Annotated in this window: 18 protein-coding genes; 5 read left to right on the top strand and 13 right to left on the bottom strand. The window is 66.9% G+C overall.

All coding sequences use genetic code 11. The features are described 5' to 3' along the window. Window positions 1-80: 80 nt before the first annotated feature. Window positions 81-389: a hypothetical protein gene (locus EYF70_RS12115; protein ID WP_131149055.1), complete on the bottom strand. Its 309-nt coding sequence runs from the start codon at window positions 387-389 to the stop codon at window positions 81-83. Window positions 390-818: 429 nt separating this feature from the next. Here EYF70_RS12115 and EYF70_RS12110 point away from each other — a divergent pair, with 429 nt between their 5' ends. Together EYF70_RS12110 and EYF70_RS12105 are read left to right on the top strand one after the other, a co-directional pair. Then, window positions 819-1,082 (top strand): hypothetical protein, encoded by a 264-nt coding sequence (locus EYF70_RS12110; RefSeq protein ID WP_131145632.1) that lies wholly within the window; start codon window positions 819-821, stop codon window positions 1,080-1,082. Between the two features lie 99 nt (window positions 1,083-1,181). Beyond that, window positions 1,182-3,182, top strand: a complete 2,001-nt coding sequence (locus tag EYF70_RS12105; RefSeq protein WP_131145631.1) for a bifunctional diguanylate cyclase/phosphodiesterase — start codon at window positions 1,182-1,184, stop codon at window positions 3,180-3,182. Window positions 3,183-3,219: 37 nt separating this feature from the next. On the opposite strand, the gene EYF70_RS12100 is transcribed toward EYF70_RS12105, so the two are convergent. Then, entirely contained in the window at window positions 3,220-3,987 is a 768-nt protein-coding gene (locus EYF70_RS12100) for a Crp/Fnr family transcriptional regulator (RefSeq protein WP_131149054.1), read from the bottom strand. 287 nt (window positions 3,988-4,274) lie between these two features. Here EYF70_RS12100 and EYF70_RS12095 point away from each other — a divergent pair, with 287 nt between their 5' ends. Next, on the top strand, window positions 4,275-4,475 hold the full coding sequence (locus EYF70_RS12095) for a hypothetical protein (RefSeq protein ID WP_131145630.1): 201 nt from the start codon (window positions 4,275-4,277) through the stop codon (window positions 4,473-4,475). A gap of 365 nt (window positions 4,476-4,840) precedes the next feature. Then, window positions 4,841-6,238 carry a branched-chain amino acid transporter BcaP gene (gene bcaP / locus EYF70_RS12090; protein ID WP_131145629.1) on the top strand — a complete coding sequence of 466 codons (1,398 nt, stop codon included), beginning with the start codon at window positions 4,841-4,843 and terminating at the stop codon, window positions 6,236-6,238. Between the two features lie 216 nt (window positions 6,239-6,454). On the opposite strand, the gene EYF70_RS12085 is transcribed toward bcaP, so the two are convergent. From EYF70_RS12085 to EYF70_RS12070, 4 genes are all read right to left on the bottom strand, one after another. Continuing rightward, window positions 6,455-9,238, bottom strand: coding sequence for a TonB-dependent receptor (locus EYF70_RS12085; RefSeq protein WP_131145628.1), 2,784 nt, complete (start codon window positions 9,236-9,238; stop codon window positions 6,455-6,457). Window positions 9,239-9,561: 323 nt separating this feature from the next. Beyond that, window positions 9,562-10,494: a DUF3616 domain-containing protein gene (locus tag EYF70_RS12080; protein WP_131145627.1), complete on the bottom strand. Its 933-nt coding sequence runs from the start codon at window positions 10,492-10,494 to the stop codon at window positions 9,562-9,564. Window positions 10,495-10,662: 168 nt separating this feature from the next. Beyond that, complete coding sequence (locus tag EYF70_RS12075; RefSeq protein ID WP_229420827.1) at window positions 10,663-10,992, bottom strand: hypothetical protein; 330 nt, start codon at window positions 10,990-10,992, stop codon at window positions 10,663-10,665. A gap of 234 nt (window positions 10,993-11,226) precedes the next feature. Then, window positions 11,227-12,447, bottom strand: coding sequence for an NnrS family protein (locus EYF70_RS12070; protein WP_131145626.1), 1,221 nt, complete (start codon window positions 12,445-12,447; stop codon window positions 11,227-11,229). A 177-nt stretch (window positions 12,448-12,624) separates the two neighbouring features. Between EYF70_RS12070 and EYF70_RS12065 the strand changes: the two genes are divergently transcribed. Further along, the gene (locus tag EYF70_RS12065; RefSeq protein WP_131145625.1) at window positions 12,625-12,891 is read left to right on the top strand and encodes a heavy-metal-associated domain-containing protein; all 267 of its coding nucleotides are present in this window, start codon (window positions 12,625-12,627) and stop codon (window positions 12,889-12,891) included. Window positions 12,892-12,923: 32 nt separating this feature from the next. On the opposite strand, the gene EYF70_RS12060 is transcribed toward EYF70_RS12065, so the two are convergent. The 7 genes from EYF70_RS12060 to narH all read right to left on the bottom strand — a co-directional run bounded on the left by EYF70_RS12060 (window position 12,924) and on the right by narH (window position 20,539). Then, complete coding sequence (locus EYF70_RS12060; RefSeq protein WP_131145624.1) at window positions 12,924-13,610, bottom strand: response regulator; 687 nt, start codon at window positions 13,608-13,610, stop codon at window positions 12,924-12,926. 26 nt (window positions 13,611-13,636) lie between these two features. Beyond that, window positions 13,637-15,592, bottom strand: a complete 1,956-nt coding sequence (locus EYF70_RS12055) for a type IV pili methyl-accepting chemotaxis transducer N-terminal domain-containing protein (RefSeq protein ID WP_229420826.1) — start codon at window positions 15,590-15,592, stop codon at window positions 13,637-13,639. 121 nt (window positions 15,593-15,713) lie between these two features. Beyond that, entirely contained in the window at window positions 15,714-16,688 is a 975-nt protein-coding gene (moaA, locus tag EYF70_RS12050) for a GTP 3',8-cyclase MoaA (RefSeq protein WP_131145623.1), read from the bottom strand. Between the two features lie 137 nt (window positions 16,689-16,825). Further along, window positions 16,826-17,578, bottom strand: a complete 753-nt coding sequence (locus EYF70_RS12045) for a peptidylprolyl isomerase (RefSeq protein ID WP_131145622.1) — start codon at window positions 17,576-17,578, stop codon at window positions 16,826-16,828. Between the two features lie 26 nt (window positions 17,579-17,604). Then, window positions 17,605-18,288 carry a respiratory nitrate reductase subunit gamma gene (gene narI / locus EYF70_RS12040; protein WP_131145621.1) on the bottom strand — a complete coding sequence of 228 codons (684 nt, stop codon included), beginning with the start codon at window positions 18,286-18,288 and terminating at the stop codon, window positions 17,605-17,607. Window positions 18,289-18,298: 10 nt separating this feature from the next. After that, complete coding sequence (gene narJ, locus EYF70_RS12035; RefSeq protein WP_131145620.1) at window positions 18,299-18,979, bottom strand: nitrate reductase molybdenum cofactor assembly chaperone; 681 nt, start codon at window positions 18,977-18,979, stop codon at window positions 18,299-18,301. 3 nt (window positions 18,980-18,982) lie between these two features. Continuing rightward, a complete protein-coding gene (gene narH / locus EYF70_RS12030) occupies window positions 18,983-20,539 on the bottom strand; it encodes a nitrate reductase subunit beta (protein ID WP_131145619.1) in 1,557 nt (518 codons plus the stop codon). Window positions 20,540-20,549: the final 10 nt, after the last annotated feature.

Here is a 20,549-nt window from a genome sequence, read left to right as displayed (position 1 = left end):
CCGCGAATACCGGAATAGTGTTGCCATAAAGCATCACTCAGCCGCAGCGGCGGCGGCGCGCCGCGCGGCGATGCACCGGCTCAGGCGGCGCGCAGGCTCATGTCCGGCACGTCGTTCTGGGAAAACGCCACGCGGAACTTGCTGCGGCGGTCGCCCATCAGGATGCGCAGGTCGCCGATCGGAATGTCGGACACTTCATGCATGCGGATCAGCAGGGAGGCGCCGATCGCCAGGCGGTAGTGGCGGATCTTGCTGATCACGGGCGGCGCCACGTCCAGCATGCGTGACAGGGCCGCGTCGTTCTTCAGGTCGAGCCGGTCGATCAGGTGATCGAGCAGCCGGTTCGGGTCGTACGTCAGCAGCACGTCCTCGTGCGCATCGGCACGCATGCCATTGTGGTTGTCCAGGTTGTTGGTTGCGCTGGCAGCGCTGCGAAGGGTCGTCATGATGTTCTCCAGATTTTGCGGTTCACAGCCCGGGTGGGGCCTGTCGGCCGGCACGAACGCGATAGCCCCTGGGTGGGTGCGTCGATATCGTGACCGGTGGTCGTGAGATGCGCCAGGAGCGGCGTCCCCGCGGAGATGCGGAAGGGAACTCGGTCCGCGCGGCTGAGGTTGGGGGCGGCGGACGGTTACCATATTGCACGAAAAATTCTTTAAAGGCAATCAACAAAACACACTGTAGTTTTTTCGCAATGTTCCAGCACAGCGCGGCAACGAGCCGGCGCCCCGAAACGCGACGACAGAAAATACATGAGCCAGCTTGACTTGCGGTTTGCAACAGCGGATGCTATCCCGGTGACAGCAGTGGAGATCGGCATGACTCTGGAGAGACGGGTAAGCGGACAGGGCAACCTTGGCGGCAAGCCGCATGACCGGCGCAGCAACCCTGCGCTGGCGGCGGTGGTCGACCAGGCGATCCGCTACGACGCCGAACGCGGTGCCGCGCTGGCTTGGGCCTACCTGGCCCAGCATGGCCTGCCGCCGGAAACCATCCTCCGCGTGCTGGCCGCCCCGGTCACCGGCCAGCGCCCGCGCCGCGACGCATCCAGCACGCTGGACGGCGCCACCTTCCACGCCTGACGGGCGGGCCCCGCGCCCGCCGGCCGCACTGCGCCGGCCCCCCTTCTTCGCCCCCTTCTCCGGCCCGACTTGTTTCCGGCGCAGCCGCTACAATGAGGCATGTCCGCGTCGCTTCCACCGCCCACTACGCCGTCCCCGGTCCCGGCCAGTACGCCAGCCCCGGCTGCCGCCGCATCTCCCGATGAAGGAGGCCGCCTGGCATTGCTGCATGCGCTGGACTTGCTCGACTCGGCGCCCGAACCCGTGTTCGACCGGGTCACGCGGGTGGCCAGCCGCCTGCTGGCCGCACCCGTCACGCTGTTCTCGCTGGTCGACCGGGACCGCCAGTGGTTCAAGTCCCGGGTCGGCCTGGATGTGCCGGAAACGCCCCGCAATGTCTCGTTCTGCACCCATGCCATCGAACAGCACGAACCGCTGGTGGTCAACGATGCGCTGGAAGATTCCCGCTTTGCCGACAACCCGCTGGTGCGGGGCGGGATGAAGATCCGCTTCTATGCCGGGGTGCCGATCCGTTCGATGAAAGGCCATGCCATCGGCACGCTGTGCGCGATTGACACGCGGCCGCGCCAGTTGGCCCCCGGCGAGCTGGCCGCCTTGCAGGACCTGGCCGGCATCGTCGCCGATGAGGTGCACCGGCGCGAACAGCTGGTGCTGGCGCGCGGGCAGCTGGAGGCCGTGGACGCGGCCATGCGCAGCACCGAAGCCCGGCTGCGCTCGATCTTCGAGCTGGCCAGCTTCGGCATCGCCCTGATCGATGCGAAAAGCGGCAACTGGCTGACCGTCAATGCGGCGGCCTGCGCGATCCTCGGCTACACCGAAGAGCAATTCCGCCGGCTCACGTTCCGGCAGATCACCCATCCCGACGACGTGCCCGGCGACATGGCGCTGGTGCGCGATCTGCTGGCCGGCAAGATTACCCAGTACGAGCGGCAGAAACGCTACCTCCGCCACGACGGCAGCGCCGTCTGGGTGCACACCAACGTCAGCCTGAAGACCGACGACGGGGGCCGGCCCGAGTACTTCATCGTGGCGGTCATCGATATCGATGCGCGCAAGGCCGCCGAGCAAGAGCTGGCGCTACTGCACGCCCAGCTGGAAGCCCGGGTCGACGACCGCACCCGCGCGCTGGTCGAGGCCAACCGCCACCTGACCGAAGCGATCGGCCGCCAGCAGCAGGCTGAAGCGGCGCTGCGCGCCCACGAGGCGGAACTGTCGAACATCCTGGAGTTCGCCAACGATGCCTATATCGGCCTGGATGACAGCGGCCGCGTGATCGCCTGGAACCGCCAGGCCGAGCGCACCTTCGGCTGGACCGCCGCGGAAGCGGGCGGCAGGTCGCTGGAACAGCTGATCATTCCCGCCGACCTGCGCGACCGCCACGCGCAAGGGCTGGCGCGCTACAGCGCCACCGGCACCGGGCCGGTGGTCGGCAAGCGGCTCGAGTTGCCGGCCCGGCGCAAGGATGGCAGCACGCTGACGGTGGAAATCCGTATTCACGCCACGGAGATCGACGGGCGGCGCACGTTTTCCGCTTTCCTGCATGACATCTCCGACCGCAAGCAGGCCGAGGCGCAGCGCGAGTACGACCTGCGCCACGATCCGCTGACGGGCTTGCTGAACCGGCGCGCGCTGGAAGAATTGCTGCCACAGGCGAAGGCCCGTTCGCAGCGGCACGGCATCGGCTTCGCCGTGCTGTTCATCGACCTCGATGGCTTCAAGGCCGTCAACGACCGGCTCGGCCACGATGCCGGCGACGCGCTGCTGTGCGAGGTGGGGCGCCGCCTGCGGGGTTCGGTGCGCCAGAACGACAGCGTGGTGCGGCTGGCCGGCGATGAATTCGTCGTCGTGCTCGAAGGGCAGCCCTACACGCTGGCCGAGGCGCGCATGGTGGCGGCGAAGCTGATTGCCGCGCTGGCGGAGCCGGTCGGGGTGGCCCGCGGCGGATCGATGGAAACGGTGCAGGTGGGCGCCAGTATCGGCATCGCCATGCATGGCGCCGGCGACGCGGCGGAACCCGCCGAGCTGCTGCGCGAAGCGGACCGCCAGATGTACCTGGCGAAGGAAGCGGGCCGGGGCGGCATCCGCCCCGTTGAAGGGTAAGCCGGCAGGCGCGCCGGCATGGTGATCAGCGGCTGGGTCAGTGGCTGCCGTGCATGGCCTGCGCCGCGGTGGCGCGGGCGGCGAAGTAGCAGGCGCCGGCGCAGCGTTCCAGGCCGGAGCGGTCCAGCACCACCACCATGCCGCGGCGGCACTGGATCAGGCCGTCGGCAGCCAGCTTGCCGGCGGCGGCGGTGATGCTTTCGCGGCGCACGCCCAGCAGGTTGGCGATCAGTTCCTGGGTGACCTTCAGTTCATTCGATGGGGAGCGGTCCAGGCGCTCCAGCAGCCAGCGGCACAGCTTTTGTTCGATACTGCTGTGGCGGCTGCTCACGACGTTCTGCGCCAGTTGCGCGAACAGGCAGCTGGTGTAGCGCATCAGCTGCTGGGCCAGCATGCCGCCCTCGGCGAAGTGGGCGCGCAGCGCATCGGTGCGCAGGCGGTAGCCGTAGCCGGCGGCCTGCACCACCGCCGTGTTGCTGGCGCGTTCGCCCTTGTACATCGCCACGCCGGCCACGCCTTCGCGCCCCACCACCGCGATCTCGGTGGTGATGCCATCCTCGTTCACATATTGCAGCGACACGATGGCCGTGGTCGGGAAGTAGCTGTATTCGATCTTCTCGCCGAAATCGTACAGATGTTTACCGGCTGGCATCGCCACCAGTTCCAGGCCCGGGAGCAGGCGCTCCAGTTCATCCATCGGCAGCGCACGCAGCAGTTCGTTCTGCTGCACCCCCGTCACGCTGATGCCCTGCGGCGCCAGCTTGCCGCGCGGCGCTTTCGGCGCGGTGGCGGCCAGGTTGATCATCGAGCCCGGGAGGGAGGAGGTGTCGGTGTGCGCGGTCTTAAACATTGTCGTTGTCCTTGTCGATGGTCTTCGGAGTTCAGCCCGAGATCTGTTTCGTTGTCATTTCCTCCACTTTATGGTTGAGCCATGTTTTTGAGAGTCGGACTACTGTAGGACGCCGTGTAGTATTCGGACATCAGCCGGTGTAATCTCAGTCCTACGTGAACTGGCGCACATTCAAACAGGGCTGAAACCCGGAAAATGCAGTTCATCGGCACCACGCCACTTACCGACTGATGAAAGCGCCCATGAACAGCATCTTCAAAGTTTCCTACGCCCTGCAACGCCAACAACGCGCGGTCGAACGCACGCTCTACGCGCGCTCGGCCGAGGAAAGCATGCTGGCATCGAAGTGGGTCGACGCGTGGCACCGGCTGGTGCAGGCGCGGCTGGACAAGATGGCTGAAAGCAGCCGCTATATCGACAGCCGCGGCCGTTTCCTGCACTGAGGCTTTCCTGACACGGGTCCCCGGCAGCGCGCCGGGGATGCGATTCTTTCCCGTTACTTTCTCCGCACATTCCCCCGCACTTTCCCCGCATTCTTTCCGCTTTACCCCCGCCCTTCCCTCGCTTCGCCCTGCACGGCCGCCCTGCTTGATCGGCCTTTCTCCACTGCTTTTCGCCACTCCCCGAGCCGGCTTTTCCGCCGCTCTCGTTGACGTATACGTTAACTGATTTTCATCATTGTCCCCGTGTGCTAGTATGCGGCGGCGAGCCCGCCCGGGCTTGCCGTTGTGCAAACAGCGACAGACCGCTGCGGGCCTACCCGGCAACGCGCGGCGCCGGAGACAATCTCAACAAAATTGGAGAAGCAGTGAGCATTTTCAGAACCAAAAATCTTGACGATATGGTCGCGGCCAGTCGTAAGCCCGGCGGGTTGAAGAAAGTCCTGGGCCCGTTCGACCTCGTCCTGATGGGCATCGGCGCCATTGTCGGCACCGGCATCTTCGTGCTGACCGGTACCGGCGCCCTGACGGCCGGCCCCGCGCTCACGCTTTCCTTCGTCATCGCCGCCCTCGCCTGCGGCTTCGCCGCGCTGTGCTACGCGGAATTCGCCTCCACCGTGCCGGTCGCCGGCTCGATCTATACCTACAGCTATGCCACGCTGGGCGAACTGGTCGCCTGGATGATCGGCTGGGACCTCATGCTGGAATACGGCCTGGCCGCATCGGCTGTCGCGGTCGGCTGGTCCGGCTACCTGCAATCGCTGCTGGCCGGCTTCGGCGTGCAGCTGCCGACGGCCCTGACCGGCGCGCCGGGCGCGGTGCCCGGCGTGGCCACCTACTTCAATCTGCCGGCCTTCCTCATCATGATCGTGCTGGCCGGCATGCTGTCGCTGGGCATCCGCGAATCGGCACGCATGAACAACGTCATGGTGGCCATCAAGGTCGGCGTCGTGCTGCTGTTCATCGCCGTCGGCGTGGGCCACGTGAAACCCGACAACTGGCAGCCGTTCATGCCGTACGGACACACCGGCGTGCTGTCCGCCGCCGCCCTGGTGTTCTTCGCCTTCATCGGTTTCGATGCCGTCACGTCGGCCGCCGAGGAAGTCAAGCGCCCCGAGCGCGACCTGCCGATCGGCATCATCGGCTCGCTGGCCGTCTGCACGATCCTGTACGTGGTGGTCTCGGCGATCATGACGGGCATCGTGCCGTTCAGGCAGTTCGAGGGGATCGACCACCCGGTCTCGCTGGCGCTGAAATACGCCGGTGAAAACTGGGTCGCCGGCTTCGTCGACCTGGGCGCCATCCTCGGCATGACCACCGTGATCCTGGTGATGTCGTACGGCCAGACGCGCATCATCTTCGCCATGTCGCGCGACGGCCTGCTGCCCAAGCGCCTGTCGTCGATCCACCCGAAGCACGGCACGCCATTCCTCGCCACCTGGATCGTCGGCATCGTGTTCGGCCTGCTGGCCGCGCTGGTGCCGCTGAACGTGCTGGCCGAACTGATCAACATCGGCACGCTGGCCGCGTTCTCGCTGGTCTCGATCGCCGTGATCATCCTGCGCAAGCAGCGCCCGGACCTGCACCGCGCGTTCCGCTGCCCCGGCGTGCCGGTGATTCCGATGCTGGCCGTGGCGTTCTGCGTCACGCTGATGGCCTACCTGTCGTGGCACACCTGGCTTGCCTTCGGCATCTGGCTGGTCATCGGCCTGGCCATCTACTTCGGCTACTCGCGCCACCATTCGGTGCTGGGCAAGCAGCAGTGAACAGGGAATGAAGAGGCAGTGATGTGAAAAGGGGCGCCGCATGGCGCCCCTTCTTTATTGCGCGTGCCTGGTGTCGGACACCCCCAGGGCGTTCGACACCGGTTTGCCGCAATGACTTCCTGCCGACTCCTGGCAACAACCGGTGTCCCACACCACGAACCCGGTGTCCGACACCAACACCGCGCGGCCGCGGTGTCTTCTCCGATCACAGCGCGATCAGAACGCCACGCGCACGCCCACGTTGACGCGCCGACCCACGTCTTCCAGCATCAGGAACTGGCTTTCGTTGCTGGCGTATTCATGCGCCTGCTGGTTCGACAGGTTGATCGCATCGGCATAGATGGCGATCGTGTCGGTGATGTTGTAGCGCAGGCTGGCGTCGGTCTGGCCATACGCGGCGCGGTTGCGCGGCTGGGCGCTGCCGCCGCCGCAATTGATCGAGAAGTGGTTGCGCCAGTTGTAGCTGACCCGTGCCTGGAAGCTGCCGTTCTCGTAGAACACCGAACCGTTGTACGACTGCTTCGACAGGCCGGGGTAGCCGCACACCAGCGCCGCGGCATCGCCGTCACGCTCGGCGGAAGCATCCACGTACGTGTAGTTGGCCGACACGCCGAAGCCGCGCAGCCACGGGATCGCCTCGTCGAACGCGAACTGGCCGGCGATCTCGGCACCCTTGATCTTGCCCTTCTGCCCGTTGCGCACGCGGCTGTCGTGCACCACCTCGTCATATTGCGGGATGCGCATGTCGACCAGGCGCGTTTCCAGGAAGTCCGATACCTTCTTGTAGAACACCGCCGCGCTGACATAGTTCGTCTTCGACAGGTACCATTCATACGACAGGTCGAGGTTCTTCGACTGCATCGGGTTCAGGTAGGGATTGCCGCCGCCGGTCTGCACGTCGCCGAAGCGCCCGCCGTACCAGTTGTCGACACCCATCTGCGACAGTGTCGGCCGGGTTTCCGTCTTCGACGCGGCCAGGCGCAGCAGCATGTCCTTCGTCACGTCGAACTTCACGTTGGCCGACGGCAGGTAGCTGTTGTAGCTGTTGTCCACGCTCTTGGCCACGCGCGGGCCCCAGTTCAGGATGTACGTCGTGTCGTTGGTGCTCTTCACGGCGGAAATCAGCTCGCGGGAGAAGCCGGTCGAGCGGGACTTCACGTGCACCACGCGCAGGCCGGCGTTGGCGGACCAGCGCTCGCCTTCCCACTTGGTGTCGAGGAAGATGCTGGAGACTTTTTCCCGGACACCCCACTGCGACGCCGGCGCGTCATAGTTGATGCCCATCGGGCCGTTCGGGTACCGCGTCTTGTCGCCGTACAGGGCCGGGTCGTTCGACTGGCCCAGCAGCGAAGGCTGGTTCAGGTAAGCCATGTATTCGTTCGGATCGAAGCGCAGGAAGGCCTTCGGTACCTGCCCGCCGCCGCCGAAGAAGTCGTCCATCGGCGTGACCGTAAACAGCGACGCCGGCAACGCCACATGGTAGCCGCTGAACGCATTCCAGGAATCGGCCTCGAACTCGTGGCGCCCCACTTCGCGCTGCGAATACGACACGCCCGTATCGATGCCCTTGAACGTGCCTTCCTCGCGGTTCCACGACAGGTTCAGGCGCCCTTCGTGCAGCTTGTCGGAATTGGACACTTCGCCGTTCGACACGGCGTGGGCCCGCACCGCGGTGGGATCGGCGATGTTGTCGCCGAAGATCACGGTAGGCCGCGCGCCGAACGTCAGCACGTCGCCATTCCTGGGCAGCATGCCGGCCACCACCCACTGGTCAGGCGATTGCGACGTCGTGCGCGAAGTGGAGACATCGCCTTCCAGCTTCCAGTCCGGCGACAGCTGCCACTTCGAGTTCAGGCCGAAGGCCTTGGTTTCCGACAGCCGGTCGCCGCCCTTGACGATCATGTCGTTCGAATTGCCTTCGGTGAGCGGACTTCCTTCACCCACCAGGCCCGGGTTGTTCGCGTAGAAATCCGACCCCGGTCGCTGGAACGACGTCACCTGGTCGTTGTCGTCGTACTGCACGCCAACCTGCACCGGGTTGTTCCAGTCGCTGAACGCGATCACCTTGTTGCGCTGGTCGAGGCGCGAATACAGCGCATCGGCCGACAGCTTCCAGTCGCGCGACGGGTTGTACTGCACGGTCAGGTTGCCGACCGTACGCTTGCGGCTTTCGTCTTCGACCTGGAAGCCGAAGCTCTGCGGCATGTACAGCTTCCTCGTCGTCACGTCGGCCATCGTCAGGCCGCGCGAGTTCAGGTCGCCGTTGATGATCGTCACGTCGCGGTAGTGCCAGTCGTCCGTCACGGCCTTGTTCTGCTTGGAGGCACGGTCCGTGTACGACACCGAAGCCGTCACGCCGAAGGTGCGCGCTTCGTTGGCGAACGTATACATGCCGGCCAGGTTCGGCGTGTGTTCCTTGGAGTTGTCGTCGTAGGAGTGCGAGACGTTGATCACCGACGAATGCCCGGTCTTGCCGGACAGGGGGCGCGCCGTCTGCACGTCCACCGTCGAGCCGATGCCGCCTTCGGGCAGGAACGGCTGCGAGGTCTTGTACACCAGCACCTTGGAAATCAGGTCGGAGGACAGCAGGTCGAACGAGAATTCGCGGCCGCCCGTATCGCTGGTCAGCGTGCGGCCATTGACCAGCACGTTGTTGAACTCCGGCCCCAGGCCGCGCACCGAGATATAGCGGCCCTCGCCGTTGTTGCGCTGGATTTGCACGCCGGTCACGCGCTGCAGCGATTCGGCGATGTTCGTGTCGGGGAACTTGCCGGCATCCTCCGCCGACACGGCATCGACCACGCCATCCTGCATCCGCTTGGTGTTCAGCGAGGAACTGAGGGAGGCGCGGATGCCGCTGACCACGACCGTTGCGGCGTTTTCCGCCGGTGCCGTGGCGCTGGTGCTGCCGGCGGCATCCTGCGCGAACGCGGCCATGGGAACCAGCAGTTCGGCGATCAGTGCCGCCAGGACGGTCTTGCGCATGCGATGGTTTTGCATTGTTTTGGGTCTCCTGTTGTTCGTTATATGCGCCGGCCGGATCGAGCCGGTTGCGGGTAACGTTGCCATATACGCCTGTAGCGTATGTGGCAACGTTACCATGGCCGATGGTACATGGCGTGGTTGCGCCGCCAACTATGACTTTTTACACAAGAGGTATGCCGTTTCGAGATAGCTGGGAAAAGCCGTGGAAACAAGCGTCCATGCGCCCTTGCGCAGGGTGTGGCCGAGGCCGCGAGGGGAAGCGGCGGAGCCGAATACGTTACAAAAAAACAACAGCCGCCCCACCGCCGAGGCGGCGGCGGGAGGCATGGCGGCCGGAATCAGGCGTCCCGGAAGGTGTCACTGAAAGTGTCCCAAACTTCGCGCGGCACCGACAGGCGGCGGAAGGTGCGCTCTTCCACCGGCAAGTCCTTGCACTTGCGGCCGCCCGGCTGTGCCTTGCCGTCGTCGGACAGCACGTGCAGCGTGCCTTGCGCGTCGAAGAACAGCGATTCCGGATGCAGGCCGGCCAGCCCCGGCACATCGATCTCCACCGGCTGGTCGCCCGCGCGGCCGGACCAGCGGTACAGCGCATAGTCGTCGCCGGCCGCCGGGGGGCCGGCGGCGATGTAATAGGCGTCGTCGAGCCATTCGATGGCGCGGATACCGTGGCCCTGCAGGTCCAGCATGATCGGCGCCCCCAGTGTGGCGCGGCCGCCCTCGAGCAGCGGCGCCGGGTCAGCCAGCGGCACGATCAGCGCGTACCCATGCGGCACGGGGTTGCGGAAACCGACCAGCAGGCCGCCGCCCGGCGTGGCCGCCAGGCCCTCGATGCACAGGCCGCCCGGGTCCTTGGGCGCCTTGCGCGCCGCCTTCTCCAGGTCCAGGTGGGCCAGCAGCGGATGCTCCACCAGGTCGTCCAGCAGCCTCCGGTAGGGTTTGCCGGCGGGCTTGCCTTGCGGGTCGGTGGCGAACAGCTGGCGCCGCGTCGCGCTGGACCTGCCCTTCCGGTCGCAGCCGTGCGAGGTGATCCACCAGACCTTGCCCGCCAGTTCGGCCGCCCCCTCGATATCGGCCTCGCCGCCGTCCGGGGTGTCGAGCAGCTCAGTGAGGTCGCATTCGCGCACCGGCGGGCCGGCATCGTAGCGATAGACGTGCAGCACGTTCGATTCGTCGTCCGCCGCGATGAACTCATCGTCGCCCAGCGGCACCGCCGCGGACGCATCGCAGATGCGGTAGTGGATGAAGTGGGTGTGGCTTGCGGGCTTTGTCATCGCGTTTTCTCCATTCGTTTGCGTTCAGGTGCCAGGCCCGTGTGCGGTTTCTGCAAACGGAACATGGCCGGTCGGGCACAGTATGCCCGCCAGCCATGCGTTACGGCAGCGAATTACGACAACGCGGCGGGAAAGCCGCTGGAAAACGCGCTAAAAAAGCAGTCGGGATTACTGCTCGGCGGGCGCGGCACCCGGCTTGAAGTGCGTCGGGCTGATGCGGAACTTGCGGCGGCGGTCGCCCATCAGGTAACGCAGGTCGCGGATCGACAGCTCGCTCACCTCATGCATGCGGATCAGCAGCGAAGCGCCCACCGGCAGCTTCAGGTGCCGGATCTTGCTGATCACGGGCGGCGCCACTTCGAGCGCGCGGGCTAGCGCCGCATCGTTCTTCAGGTGCATGATGTCGATCAGGCCATCGAGCAGGCGGTTCGGGTTGTAGGTCAGCGCTTCCTCTTCGGACATCACGTGGGACAGCACTTGCGGTGAATCGGGTTTCATCAGGGGCTCCAGAACGGATCATCGGCGTGCCTGGTCGGTCGTGGACGGCGCGCCTTGGTCGCACACTTGCGACAGGCAATTGGACAATGGTTGTGCTCGGGGCTTCGGAACAGCTTCCATATTGCATCATTTTTTGCCTCCGAGCAATCATGTGCCGGCATTTCCACCATTCTGTGTCGCATCGGTGCGAATGCCGGAGCCCGGCACCGCGAGACTGCGCTCCCGTATCGGCCGCTACCCTTCCTTGCCGTCGAGCCGCGCGGCACACAACCTGGGCCGGTACGCCAGCACGAACAGGCCGAACGCCACTGTCCATGCCATGCCGGCCACCACCAGTGCCGGCTCGCGCCAGGCCGCCGCCAGGTCCAGCGATCCCGTCACGCGGGCCAGTGCGGCCAGCTGGATCGCCGCGAACATGACGACTTCGGCGCTGCCCGCCTTCAGCGGCCGGCCAGTGTGGCCCAGCGACGTGCGGCACATCATGCCGATGACCAGCCCGCCCATCGAGCCTACTGCCAGCGCGTGGAAGGCAGCGCTGGTGCCAGCCAGGCCCAGCGCGGCGGCGCCCAGCAGCAGGAAGCCGGCGCCGATCCACGCGTAGGACAGGTGCAGCACCCACAGGAGCGGCACGCGCAGGGTGCGCTGCGGCTGCCATCCCGCCAGGCGCACCAGCGTCAGCACGCCGGCGGCGCCGGCCAGTGCCGCCATCGCGCCGGGTGCCAGCGCGGCCAGCCCGGCAACCCAGCCCACCGATGCCGCCACCGTGCACGCCAGTCCGGCACGATCGAGCCAGGGGCGCACCGCCGGCGTGCTGCCGGGCGCGCCATTGCGGGTAAACATCGGCAACACGCGCACGCCGATCACCGCCTCCATCAGCACGATGATGAACAGCGCCGCCTGCAATGGCAGCATCGGTGACCAGGAAGCCAGGCCCAGTACCGCCGCATGCCAGCACAGGTTGGCCACCGCGAGCAGCACCAACAGCAGCACCATGAAATAGTTGCGGCGGTTGGCGGCGCGGCGCAGCACGCGCCACAGCGGCAGCGTGGCCACCGGAAGGAACAGGCTGTCCACCAGTGCCGCCCAGGTCCTGGCCGTATCGCCCGCGTCGACGAGCATGGCAAGGCGGCCCGCCACCCACAGCGCCGCCAGCAGCGCCAGCGCGCCATGCCGCGGCGTCCACAGGTTGGTCCAGTTGCGGCCGGCCGTGTACAGGAAGCCGATGACGACGGCCACGGCCATGCCGAACACCATCTCGTGCAGGTGCCACAGCAGGGTCAGCGCGCCGGCGCGTGGCAGCAGGCCATGGTAGGCAGCCAGCCAGGCCGGGATGGCCAGCGCGGCAAACCCCGCGGCCAGCAGGTAGAACGGCCGGAAGCCCAGCGCCCACAGGGGCCGGCGGGTCCAGCCGGCGGCGGCGGGTGCATCCGGTTCTTCGATGGTCAGCAATGCCACGATATGCTCCTTGTGCGTGATCGTTGGTGCCGATTGTGCGGCCTTGCCGGTGGCGGGCCAACGCGCGCGCGCCAAAACATAACCTGGATTAAGTTATTCATGAACCGACGCAGCCCGCGGTGGACGGCAGTGCGCCGGGCCGCTTACGCTGGAAGCCTGTCAATTAAGGAGAACCCCATGGCAACCACCGAACTGATGCTGCACACCGCCCCGGACAGCACCACCACCGATACCATCGCCTCGGCCATCACGGCAGCCCTCGGCAATGCCCGCGGCGTGCTGGCCGTGCGGCTGGCCACCGCCACCGGCGTGGTCAGCATCGACTACGACGGCGAGGCCACGTCACCCGGCCGGCTGCAGGCCGCGCTGCGCACCCAGGGCGTGCCCGCCACCCTGGCGGCCGGGACCCCTGCGGGCGGCTGCTGCGGCGGATGCTGCTCGTAGGACGGATGTCCCGGCCCGGAACCGGGCAGGCGCTAGCGCACGCCCGCGGCGTGCGCATGGCGCTGTTCGACCGCGAACACGGCGGCCTGCACGCGGCTCGACAGGTTCAGCTTCTTCAGCACGTTCTGCACGTGGATCTTGACCGTGCTTTCCGACAGGTCGAGGGCGCGGGCGATCATCTTGTTGCTTTCGCCACGAGCCAGGAACTCCAGGATTTCGCGCTCGCGCGGGGTCAGCCGGTCCAGTTCCGAGGCCGGTCCGGGCTCGCGCGTGCCGGCCTGGAGCTGGGCCACCAGCTTGCCCGTCATCGCCTCGGCCACCACGGTTTCGCCGGCCGCCGCGCGGCGCACCGCACGCACCAGGTAATCGGTATCGATATTCTTCAGCAGGTAGCCGGCCGCGCCGGCCCGCAGCGCTGCCGACAGGTCCAGCGCATCCTCGGACACCGTCAGCATCACCACCGCGCTGTCCGGGCAATCCTGCAGCAGCAGCTGCAGCGTCTCCAGGCCGGACATGCCCGGCATGTTCAGGTCCAGCAGCACGACCTGCGGTTTCAGCTGCTTGGCGCGCTTGATGCCCTCGATGCCGTCGGCCGCCTCGCCCACCACGTCGAACTCGGGATGCCGCTGCAGCAGCGAGCGGATGCCGCTGCGGAACAGGGTATGGTCGTCGACCAGCAGCACGCTGATCGGCTGGTCGGCCGCTTGCTCGTATTGCATGTATTCTCCTTGTAACGGTCAGCCAGTCAGGCCGCCAGGCGCCGCTCGCGCGGCAGGTGCAGCGTGACCGTGGTGCCCGCGCCGGGCGCCGAACGCACGTCCAGCGTGGCGCCGACGCGCTGCGCGCGCTCGCGCATGATGTGGATGCCCACGTGACTGTCGCCCTTGCGCTCCAGGTCGGCCATATCGAAGCCGCCGCCATCGTCGGCGATCGCCAGCGTGAAATCGTCGCGGTCGCGCAGCACCACCTGGACATGGCCTGCGCCGGCATGCTTGCGCACGTTCGACAGCGCTTCCTGCACGATGAACAGCAACTGCAGCTGGTGTTCGCGCGGGAATGGCGCGCCATCCGGATCGGCGTCCAGCGTGGCGGCGATGCCGGCCTGCCGCTCGAACTTGCCGAGCGCCGATTGCAGTGTGGCAAGCAGGCTTTCCTCGGCCAGCCGGGTGCGGAAGTTGAGCAGCAGTTCGCGCACGTCCTCGTAGCTTTCCTGCACTCCGGCGCGCAGCAGCGGCACGATGCCGGACACGTCGCCGTACTGCTGGCGGCGGACCGAGTCTTCCAGCATCTGCACTTGCAGGTTCAGGAAATTGAGGCCCTGGGCGATGCTGTCGTGCAGGCCCTGGGCCACCAGGTTGCGTTCTTCCGAGATCGCCATCTCGCGTTCGCGCGCACCCAGCCGCAGGTTTTCGATCGCCGTGCCCAGCAGCTGGCCCAGCGTCTCCAGCAGCGACTTGTCGGCGGACCCCAGTTCGCGGTGCCTGCGGAAATGCAGGTTGAACATGCCCAGGTACTGGCCCTGTGCGTACAGGTGGAACACCGAGACCGTGGCGAAACCTTCGCGGTGGCATTGCAGCTGCACGTCGCGGTCGATGCGGCGCATGTCGTGCACCACCATGATCTTCTTTTCCACCGCCTCGCCGCACAGGCACTCACCCACCTTCATGCAGCGCTCCGCCTCCACTAGCGGCGCCGGCAGGCCGCGGTGGACCATCATGTGCAGGTTGCCCTTCTCCGGATCGAGCACGCGCACCGAGCCGCCATCGGCGCCGAAATAGTCGGTCAGCCGCTGCAGGAAGCCGTCGCACATGGCTTCGGCGCGCTGCGGCTTCTGCAGGAACGCGGCACTGTCGTAGAGCAGCGCCAGCTCGCGGTTCTGCGCGGCCAGCGCGGCGGTCTTCGAATCGACCAGCTGTTCCAGGTTGGCGTACACGCCCTGCAACCGGTCGGCCATCTGGTTGAAGCCGTACGCCAGCTGGCCGAATTCGTCGCGCCGGTCGACCGGCAGGCGCACCGCGAAATCACGTTCGCGCATGCGCGCCATGCCCGCCTCCAGCGACGCCACCGGCGCGATGATCAGGTTGAACAGCAGGTAAACGATGCAGACCGTCCCGCCGACGGCGAACGCCAGCAGCATGAGCTGCGACCCGCGCAGCCAGAACGTGCGGTTCTCGCTGTCTCGCTCGATCGCCTCGACCAGCCCGGACACGTCGCGCACGAAGCTGTCGGCCTGCGCCTGGAATGCCCGGGCCTGCGGCGAGGCGATGGCCGGTTGCGCCAGCAGCGCCGCCGCCGCGGGCCGCAGGTCACTGTGCCAGCGGCCTGCCACGTGCTCGAAACCACGCCGGATGATTGCGGATGGCGGCAGGAACAGCGGGCGCTGCGGGTCGCCGACGCGCAATGTTTCCAGCACTGCATCGATGCGCACGAGCTGGCTCGCGCCATCGGCGCGCGCGGCATCGCGCCGCGCCGGGTCGGCCGTGCCGGCCACGGCCAGTTCCAGCCGCAGGCTGTGCATGCGCAGGCTGCCGGTCACGTTGATCGCCGCGCCGCTGCCTTCGAGCTGCCAGGAAAGGTAGAGCGTCGCGCCGATCACCGTCAGCGCCACCATCAGGAAAGCCAGCAGGCTCCCGACCACTTTTGTCGACAGCCTGTTCCAGGCTGCATGCGCGGGCGCGCCCACCATGTCAGCGATGCGCATGCCGGCGCCCCCCGCCAGGTGGCGCACCAGGGAGGCTATCAGGTTCCTGCATTGGCATTGTCCGGTCCATGTTCGTCCTTTCATGCCACGCAGTATACCGCCGGGATGCCCGCCCATGCGCTCAGCCGCCGGTCTGCGACATGAAGCGGACGATCTTTTCCGGCTGTCGGGTGAAATCGTGCTCGCGCGGCTTCAGCTCGATCGCGGCGCGGATGGCCCGTTCCAGGTCGGCGTCGCTGCCGCCATTGCGCAGCAGCGGGCGCAGTTCGACCTTCTCTTCCTGGCCCAGGCAGAGGTACAGGGTGCCATCGACGGACAGCCGCACCCGGTTGCAGGTGGCACAGAAATGCTGTGACATCGGCGTGATGAAGCCGATCCCCGCCTGCCCGTCCGGCGTGCCGTAGTAGCGCGCCGGTCCGCCGCCCAGCTCGCGCGCCTGCGGTACCAGCCCGAAGCGCTCCACCAGCCGGTCGCGCACCGGGCCCAGGTCGAGCCAGCCCGCGGCGCGCCCGGTCTCGCCCATCGGCATCGCCTCGATCAGCCGCAGCAGGAAGCCGCGTTCGATGCAGAACGCGGCCATGGCCTCGATCTCGTGCCCGTTGACGCCGGCCATCGCCACCATGTTGATCTTGATCGGCGCGAAGCCCGCATCGCGTGCCGCTTCCAGGCCCTGGAGGACGTCGGGCAGGCAGTCGCGCCCCGTGATGCCGGCCACGCAGGCACGGTCCAGCGAATCGAGGCTTACATTGAGCCGCGCCACGCCGGCCGCCTTCAGCGCCGCCGCATGGCGTGCCAGCCGAGTGCCGTTGGTCGACAGCGACAGGTCCTGCAAGCCTGGCAGCGCCGCCAGCCGGGCGGCCAGTTCGGGCAGCCGGCCGCGCGTCAGCGGTTCGCCGCCCGTCAGGCGCACGCGGCGCGTGCCCATGCGTGCAAAGGCCCGCACCACGCGCACGATCTCGTCGAACGTGAGCCAGTCGGGCGGATCTTCGAAGCCCGTGAAATCGTTCGGCAGGCAGTACGTGCAGCGCAGGTCGCAGCGGTCGGTGACCGACACGCGCAGATAATCGATGGTTCGGCCGAAGCGGTCGGTCAGCATCGGCGGCCCCTTGATGGTTGATGATGGCATTGTAGCAAGCGCGCCGGCTGGCGGTCAGTGGCACGAAGGTGGAGCGGGACTAGTTCTTTGTGACTAGTTCGCTCCCGCGGCGATGCGGATCGATGCCGGCGCCGCCGTCACTGCACCAGTGGACTGCTCGCTCCCTCCAGCTCCACTCCCTCGATCTTCGCGCGCCCGGCAAGCAGGCGCAGGTACTGATGCAGCGCGCGCTGCCAGGCCTGCCGGCGCAGCGTGTCGGCCACGTGACCGTGCACGGCGTCGAACGGCAGCAGCGTGCCGTCGAGCCTTCGCAGCACCTGCACGATGTGCAGCCCGAAGCGGGTCTCGACCAGGCGGCCAGCCAGTTCGCCAGGCGCCAGCCGGAACAGCACGGCCTCGAACTCGGGCACGCAGTCGCCGCGTCCCAGCTGCCCGAGGCTGCCCTCGACCGCGCCGGACGGGCAATTCGAGTAGCGCCGCGCCAGCTCGCCAAAGCGTTCCGGCGACTGGCGCAGTGCGTCGAGGATCAGCGTGGCCGTTTCGCGCAGCAGTTCGAGCGGTGCCGCCGGCGTCACCTGGAACAGGATGTGGCGCGCCTCGACCCGTTCGCCCCGCGTGAAGGCGGCACGGTGCGCGTCGTAGTAGCGGCGGCACGCCGGTTCGTCCACCTCCGGCACCTGCACCTCGCAGGCGAACAGCGTTTCGATGCGCTCGTCGTCCGTCGAATCTCCGGCGACGATGCCCAGCCGGTCCGCCTCGTCCAGCAGCACGCGCCGCAGCACGACTTCGTGCACGGCCTGCTGCAATGGATTGGCGGCCGCCCCGTGGTGCGCCAGTTCGGCGCCTATTTCGGCGTCGGTGATGTCGACGCCATTGACTGCGATACCCATGATCGGATTCCTTTGAATTGGTCGGGTCAGCGGCTGCGCACCAGCTGGAACGCGCGGCCCAGGTAGCCCACGGCGCCGAAGCCGCTCCACACGTGCACCAGCCGGGTGAACGGGAAGATGACGAACAGCGACATGCCCATGAACAGGTGCAGCTTGAACACCAGCGGCGCCTCGGTGATCAATGCCGCCGCATCGGCCCGGAACGTCACGATGTGCTGGGCCCAGCCCATCAGCAGCACCATCATGTGGCCATCCATGTGCGAGGCGGACGACACGATCGACGACAGTCCCAGCAGCAGCGTGGCCAGGATCCACAGCAGCACGATCTTGTCCTTGAACGTGGTGACGTGGCGCAGCCGGTCGCTCTGGAAGCGGCGCACCAGCAGGAGCACGAGGCCAACCAGGGCGAAGGTGCCCATCACGCCGCCGGCCACCATGGCGAAAAGCTGCTTGGCGCCGTGCGGCACGCCCAGCGCATCCCACACGGCCACGGGCGTCAGCAGGCCCGCGGCGTGGCCGAAGAACAGCCCGATCACGCCGATGTGGAACAGCGGGCTGGCCAGGCGCAGCGGTCCGCGGTGCAGCACCTGGCTCGATTCCGAGCGCCAGCTGTACTGTTCGCGGTCGAAACGGATCAGGCTTCCCAGCAGGAAGATCGCCAGCGCGATATAGGGATAGATCCCGAACAGGAATTGGTGTACGTAGTTCATCACGGCTCCTTCAGGCTTGCGGCACGGCGTGCGGCGCCGGCTTCTTCGGGTGGAAATTGATCGGCTGTACGCCGCCGGGCAGGCCGGCACGCGCATTGGCGCTGTTCAGCAGCGGCTCCGCGCCATCGGCGCCGGGGCCGAAGGTCTCCAGCGCCTCGTCCATGTCGCGTACCGGGGGCTCGGTCAGCGGCCTGGGCGCCACCGGACTGACCTCCACCAGCAGCACGAGTGCCACGCCGTACGGACTGCCCGATGCCGACAGTTTGCTGCCCAGGTGGGCCAGCACGTCGACCGCATCGCCCAGCAGGCGCGCCGCATCCTGGTCGGGCAGCTGGCCGAGGAACTCCAGGAACAGCGGCACGTAGTCCGGCAGCTCGTCACACGCCATGTCCAGGCCATGCCGGCGATATTCCTCGATCAGGTCCACCATGGCCTGGCCGCGGTCGCGCGATTCGCCGTGCACATGCTCGAACAGGTGCAGCGAATGGCCGGGATTGCGGTCGAAGGTGGCCACGTAGTCCTGCTGCAGCTCGATCAGCGGCGTGGTGCCCAGCCATGCCAGCAGGGGCTGCAGCCGCTCGCGCCAGGCCGGGCGCTGCGCCAGCACGGCCTCGATCTCGCGCAGCGCGCCGACCAGCTCCGCTTCCGGGTATTGCAGCAGCAGCGACAGCATCTGGTAATGACGGTTCATGGCCTATACTCCTTCCGGTTCTTTTTTCCTGCGTGACTTCGGCATCGACATGAAGATCGTCGAGCCCTGTTTTTTCTTGCCGAACAGGCTCACGTCCGACACGCCATCCGAACAGCCGTTGCCGAAGCTGAAGCCGCAACTGCCCTTCTCGTTGAAGCTGTCCTCGACCATTTCCTTGTGGCTGGACGGGATCACGAAGCGGTCTTCATAGTTGGCGATGGCCATGATGTGGTACATGTCCTCCACCGTCGCCCTGTCCAGCCCCACCTGCCGCAGCGCCTCGACGTTCTCCACCCCGTCGACGCTCTTGCCGCGCATGTAGGCGCGCATCGCCAGCATCCGGTCCAGCGCCTTCAGCACCGGCACCTGGTCGCCGGCCGTCAGCAGGTTGGCCAGGTATTGCACGGGAATGCGCAGGCTGGCCGTGTCGGGCAGCACGCCATTGGTGCCCAGCTTGCCCGATTCGGCGGCGGCCTGGATCGGCGACAGCGGCGGGATGTACCACACCATCGGCAGCGTGCGGTATTCCGGGTGCAACGGGAAGGCGATCTTCCACTCCATGGCCATCTTGTAGACCGGCGAGCGCACCGCCGCGTCCAGCCACGCGTCGGGGATGCCCTGGCGGCGCGCCTCGGCGATCACCGCCGGGTCGTGCGGGTCGAGGAACAGGCCAAGCTGCGACTGGTACAGGTCGCGCTCGTCGGCCACCGACGCCGCGGATTCGATCTTGTCGGCGTCATACAGCATCACGCCCAGGTAGCGGATGCGGCCCACGCACGTTTCCGAGCAGACGGTCGGCTGGCCGGCCTCGATGCGGGGGAAGCAGAACGTGCACTTCTCCGCCTTGCCGGAACTCCAGTTGTAGTAGATCTTCTTGTAAGGGCAACCGGAGATGCACATCCGCCAGCCGCGGCACTTGTCCTGGTCGATCAGCACGATGCCATCGTCTTCGCGCTTGTACACGGACCCCGACGGGCAGGACGCCACGCAGGTCGGATTCAGGCAATGCTCGCACAGGCGCGGCAGGTACATCATGAAGGTATTCTCGAAGGTGCCGTACATCTCCTTCTGCATGTTGTCGAACAGCTTGTCCTTGCTGCGCTGGGCGAATTCGCCGCCGAGATCGTCCTCCCAGTTCGGGCCCCACTCGATCTTGTCCATTTTCTTGCCCGTCAGGACCGACACGGGGCGTGCCGTGGGCGGCGTTTCCGACAGCGGCGCGTTCTGCAGCCGCTCGTAGTCGTACGTGAACGGTTCGTAGTACTCGTCGATCGGCGGCAGGTTCGGGTTGGCGAAGATGTTGGCCAGGATCTTCAGCCGTCCGCCCTGGCGCGGCTCGATCGTGCCCGCGGCCGTGCGGCGCCAGCCGCCCTGCCACTTGTCCTGGTTTTCCCATTCCTTCGGGTAGCCGATGCCGGGCTTGGTTTCCACGTTGTTGAACCATGCGTACTCGACACCGTCGCGGCTGGTCCACACATTCTTGCAGGTGACCGAGCAGGTGTGGCAGCCGATGCACTTGTCCAGGTTCAGCACCATGCCGATTTGTGCCCTGATTTTCATTTGTTTGCTC

The organism is Pseudoduganella albidiflava, assembly GCF_004322755.1.
Taxonomy (GTDB): Bacteria; Pseudomonadota; Gammaproteobacteria; order Burkholderiales; family Burkholderiaceae_D; genus Rugamonas; species Rugamonas albidiflava.
This window is presented reverse-complemented; position numbering and strand designations above follow the sequence as displayed.

Coding starts and splice junctions, on each gene's coding strand:
- EYF70_RS12115 (WP_131149055.1), bottom strand. CDS start 389: ATGCGTGCCGATGCGCACGAGGACGTGCTGCTGACGTACGACCCGAAC.
- EYF70_RS12110 (WP_131145632.1), top strand. CDS start 819: ATGACTCTGGAGAGACGGGTAAGCGGACAGGGCAACCTTGGCGGCAAG.
- EYF70_RS12105 (WP_131145631.1), top strand. CDS start 1,182: ATGTCCGCGTCGCTTCCACCGCCCACTACGCCGTCCCCGGTCCCGGCC.
- EYF70_RS12100 (WP_131149054.1), bottom strand. CDS start 3,987: ATGATCAACCTGGCCGCCACCGCGCCGAAAGCGCCGCGCGGCAAGCTG.
- EYF70_RS12095 (WP_131145630.1), top strand. CDS start 4,275: ATGAACAGCATCTTCAAAGTTTCCTACGCCCTGCAACGCCAACAACGC.
- EYF70_RS12085 (WP_131145628.1), bottom strand. CDS start 9,238: ATGCAAAACCATCGCATGCGCAAGACCGTCCTGGCGGCACTGATCGCC.
- EYF70_RS12080 (WP_131145627.1), bottom strand. CDS start 10,494: ATGACAAAGCCCGCAAGCCACACCCACTTCATCCACTACCGCATCTGC.
- EYF70_RS12075 (WP_229420827.1), bottom strand. CDS start 10,992: ATGAAACCCGATTCACCGCAAGTGCTGTCCCACGTGATGTCCGAAGAG.
- EYF70_RS12065 (WP_131145625.1), top strand. CDS start 12,625: ATGGCAACCACCGAACTGATGCTGCACACCGCCCCGGACAGCACCACC.
- EYF70_RS12060 (WP_131145624.1), bottom strand. CDS start 13,610: ATGCAATACGAGCAAGCGGCCGACCAGCCGATCAGCGTGCTGCTGGTC.
- EYF70_RS12055 (WP_229420826.1), bottom strand. CDS start 15,592: ATGCGCATCGCTGACATGGTGGGCGCGCCCGCGCATGCAGCCTGGAAC.
- moaA (WP_131145623.1), bottom strand. CDS start 16,688: ATGCTGACCGACCGCTTCGGCCGAACCATCGATTATCTGCGCGTGTCG.
- EYF70_RS12045 (WP_131145622.1), bottom strand. CDS start 17,578: ATGGGTATCGCAGTCAATGGCGTCGACATCACCGACGCCGAAATAGGC.
- narI (WP_131145621.1), bottom strand. CDS start 18,288: ATGAACTACGTACACCAATTCCTGTTCGGGATCTATCCCTATATCGCG.
- narJ (WP_131145620.1), bottom strand. CDS start 18,979: ATGAACCGTCATTACCAGATGCTGTCGCTGCTGCTGCAATACCCGGAA.
- narH (WP_131145619.1), bottom strand. CDS start 20,539: ATGAAAATCAGGGCACAAATCGGCATGGTGCTGAACCTGGACAAGTGC.